This window comes from Thermoflexus sp., from assembly GCF_042408365.1.
Lineage (GTDB): Bacteria > Chloroflexota > Anaerolineae > Thermoflexales > Thermoflexaceae > Thermoflexus.
Map to the genome: position 1 here is coordinate 1 of NZ_JBHOQJ010000126.1, position 3,533 is coordinate 3,533.

Here is a 3,533-nt window from a genome sequence, read left to right on the forward strand (position 1 = left end):
TTTGATTTTGAAATCCTTGGGCTCAGGGATAGAATCCTGGCCCTCAGGAGGATGGTTCGATGAGTTGGGAGCATCCACGCGACGAGGGACGTCGACGACGGCATCTGCGGGTCCGAAAGAAGGTGTTCGGCACCCCGGAACGGCCCCGGCTCTCGGTTTTCCGGAGCCTCAAGCATATCTACGCACAGGTCATCGATGATACCAAAGGGGTCACCTTAGCGGCGGCCTCCACATTGGACCCGGAGCTCCGGGACCAGTTGGATGGCCTGACCAAGACGGAGAAGGCGCGCTTGGTGGGTCGCCTGATCGCCCAGCGCGCCCTAGCCAAAGGGATCCGCAAGGTGGTCTTCGATCGAGGCGGCTATAAATACCACGGCCGGGTGAAGGCTCTGGCCGATGCGGCTCGTGAGGCCGGGCTGGAGTTTTAATCGCCTGGAAGCTCGACCGCACGCGCCTGACGGGCGAAAGTGCCCTACGGCGCACGGGCCGCGGGCGGCTTTCCCGGCCCCCAAACGCTCTGAGCGGAAGGCGCATCCATTCTAATCTCTAACCTCGAGACCTCAGAGGTGATGATGGCGGAGATCCATGAAGTTCCCAGCGTGGAATACGAGGAGCGGATTGTCGACATCGCCCGAGTGGCTAAGGTCCACAAAGGCGGCCGATCTTTCTCCTTCCGGGTGGTCGCTGTGGTGGGTGACCGGAACGGCCGGGTGGGAGTGGGGATCGGCAAGGCCCGGGCAGTCCCCGAGGCCATGCGCAAGGCGACGGAGCGCGCCAGGCGGAACATGAAGAAAGTCGCCCTGCTGGGAACCACGATTCCCCACCCGGTGGTGGTGAAGTTTGGAGCCACACGGCTGGTTCTAAAGCCCGCCTCGCCGGGGACGGGCGTGATCGCCGCCGGGGGGGTTCGGGCCGTTTTGGAGGCCGCGGGGGTTCGAGATGTGCTGACCAAGATCCTGGGGAGCACGAATCCGGTCAATGCAGTCTATGCGACGATGAAGGGGTTGGAGATGCTGCGTTCCCCAGAGGAAATCGCCCAGATCCGTGGTAAACCCGTTGAGGAAGTCATGCCTCCATGGAGTCGAAAGCGCTATGAAGGGTGAAGGGATTCGACATCTTCGGATCACCCTGGTGCGGAGCCCAATCGGGTATTCCCAGCGCCAGCGTCGCACATTGCGCACGCTGGGATTGCGCCGTCTGAACGACGTGGTCGAGTGGCCGGATACGCCGATCGTGCGCGGGATGCTAGACAAGGTGAGCCATCTGGTTCGGGTGGAGGAGGTGGAGCGTGAAGCTTCATGAATTGAAGCCAGCACCGGGTTCCAAGAAGGCGCGGAAACGAGTGGGCCGCGGGCTCGGCTCGGGTCATGGAACCTATGCGGGGCGCGGTCGGAAGGGGCAGAAATCCCGCTCCGGCGACCGGAAAATGCCCCCTTACTTTGAGGGCGGCCGTACCCCTCTGGTCCGACGTTTGCCGAAGGCGCGGGGGGAGGGCTTCACCCTGGTGGAGAAAGTGATCTACCAGCCGGTTCACGTGGGGCAGTTGAACCGCTTCCCGCCGAACAGCGAGATCACCCCCCTCATCCTGGCCCAGGCCGGTTTGTTGCGGGATCCCGAGGAGCCTGTGGTGATCCTTGGGGATGGTGAGTTGGATCGTCCGCTCACCGTCAAGGCGCATCGTTTTTCGACGTCGGCCCGAGCGAAAATCGAGGCCGCAGGCGGCCAGGCGGTGGTGATCCCGCGTTGAGATCGGGGCGCTTGCTCGATCTGCCCGGCCTTCAAGCGTTTTCGATCCTCCTCCTTGAGGGTATCGTTTGTTGGGGAGCGCTGTGATCGGTTCCTGCCGGGGCTCATAAGGAGGACCTATGTTGGACGCGTTGCGAAACGCATGGCACTTGCCCGATTTGCGGCGCAAAATCCTTTACACGCTGCTGATCCTGGCGATCTACCGTCTGGCCGCCCATATCCCGGTGCCCGGCGTGGATCGAGCGGCACTGCAGCAGCTGCTTCAGGGCACCACCGCCGCCGGACAGCTTTACATCATCCTGGATCTGCTTTCCGGCGGCGCCATTGCCAATTTCTCTATCATGGCCATGGGGGTTTATCCCTATGTGACGGCCTCCATCATCCTCCAGCTTCTGGTGCCGATCGTTCCGCAGCTGGAGCGGCTGGTGAAAGAGGGAGGATCGGAGGGGCGGCGCAAGCTCGAGCAATATACTTACTTCCTGACCGTTCCGCTGGCCGCCCTCTATGCCATCGGCCAGGCGAATCTTCTCAGCGCCCCGGGTCGGGCGGTGCTGCCGAACTTCGGCTTCGCCCCCCACCAGCTGTTGCCGACCCTGACGGTGATCCTGACGATGACGGCGGGGACGATGTTCGCGATCTGGCTGGGCCAGCTGATCACGGAGCAGGGGATCGGCAACGGGCTCTCGCTGATCATTTTCGGGGGGATCGTTGCCCGAGCGCCCTATAACCTGGCCCAGGTTTGGACCAGCAATGGCGCGATGGGAATCCTGATCTTTATGTTTCTGACGGTGGTCACAGTGGCGGCGATCGTCTTCATCCAGGAGGGGCAGCGACGGATCCCCGTCCAGTACGGGCGCCGGGTCCGAGGCCATCGGATTTATGGGGGCGGCAGCACCTATATCCCCCTTCGGGTCAATATGGCGGGGATGATCCCTCTGATCCTCGCTCAGTCCGTGTTGGCCTTCCCGGCGATCATCGCCCAGTTTTTCCAATATTCTAGCAACGCCATTGTGGCAGGCATCGCCAACACCATCGTCAGCGTTTTCTCCGGGTTCCACGACGCTTATTGGCCGATGTATTTCATCACTGTGGTGGCCTTTACTTACTTCTACACCGATGTGATGCTGCAGCAGATGAACCTGGCGGACACGCTGCAGAAGCAGGGTGGGTTCATCCCGGGCATCCGGCCCGGGAAGGCCACGGAGCAGTACATCAATCGGATCTCCCGGCGCATCACCTTGGTGGGGGCGCTGTTCCTGGGGATCCTGGCGATCCTACCTTGGCCGGTGCGATCGGTGTTGCAGACCAACGTGCTGCTCTTCAGCAGCGCTGCCCTCCTGATTGTGGTCGGCGTGGTTCTCGATACCATGCGACAGCTGGAAGCGCAGTTGGTGATGCGCCATTACGAGGGCTTCATCCGGTGAACTTGCAACTCGGAGTCATCGAACGATGCCACTGGATCTGATCTTGCTGGGGCCGCCAGGCGCGGGGAAGGGCACCCAGGCGAAGATCCTCAGCCAGCGTCTGGGCATCCCTCATGTAGCCAGCGGTGATCTCTTCCGCGATCACCTGCACCGCCAGACCCCTCTAGGCCAGCTGGCCCGCCAGTACATGGATCGGGGGGAGCTGGTGCCGGACGATGTGACGATCGAGATGATCCGGGAGCGGCTGGGGCGGCCGGATTGTCGCGATGGGGCGATCCTGGATGGATTCCCCCGCACGCCCGCTCAGGCCCAGGCGCTCGATGAGCTTCTGGCCGGGATGGGGCGCTCCCTCACCGCTGTCCT

General features: G+C 62.6%; 6 protein-coding genes. All 6 read left to right on the forward strand.

Going from position 1 to position 3,533, the window contains the following annotated elements; all coding sequences use genetic code 11:
* Window positions 1-59 precede the first annotated feature (59 nt).
* Entirely contained in the window at window positions 60-428 is a 369-nt protein-coding gene (rplR, locus tag ACFMO5_RS05395) for a 50S ribosomal protein L18 (RefSeq protein ID WP_376791731.1), read from the forward strand.
* Window positions 429-572: 144 nt separating this feature from the next.
* Window positions 573-1,103: a 30S ribosomal protein S5 gene (gene rpsE / locus ACFMO5_RS05400; RefSeq protein ID WP_376791732.1), complete on the forward strand. Its 531-nt coding sequence runs from the start codon at window positions 573-575 to the stop codon at window positions 1,101-1,103.
* Entirely contained in the window at window positions 1,093-1,302 is a 210-nt protein-coding gene (gene rpmD / locus ACFMO5_RS05405; protein WP_376791733.1) for a 50S ribosomal protein L30, read from the forward strand. The genes rpsE and rpmD overlap by 11 nt, the downstream gene beginning before the upstream one ends.
* A complete protein-coding gene (gene rplO / locus ACFMO5_RS05410) occupies window positions 1,289-1,747 on the forward strand; it encodes a 50S ribosomal protein L15 (RefSeq protein ID WP_376791734.1) in 459 nt (152 codons plus the stop codon). The genes rpmD and rplO overlap by 14 nt, the downstream gene beginning before the upstream one ends.
* A gap of 118 nt (window positions 1,748-1,865) precedes the next feature.
* Window positions 1,866-3,170: a preprotein translocase subunit SecY gene (gene secY / locus ACFMO5_RS05415; protein WP_376791735.1), complete on the forward strand. Its 1,305-nt coding sequence runs from the start codon at window positions 1,866-1,868 to the stop codon at window positions 3,168-3,170.
* 25 nt (window positions 3,171-3,195) lie between these two features.
* Window positions 3,196-3,533 (forward strand): adenylate kinase family protein (locus tag ACFMO5_RS05420; RefSeq protein ID WP_376791736.1); only part of this gene is annotated, 338 nt, incomplete at its 3' end.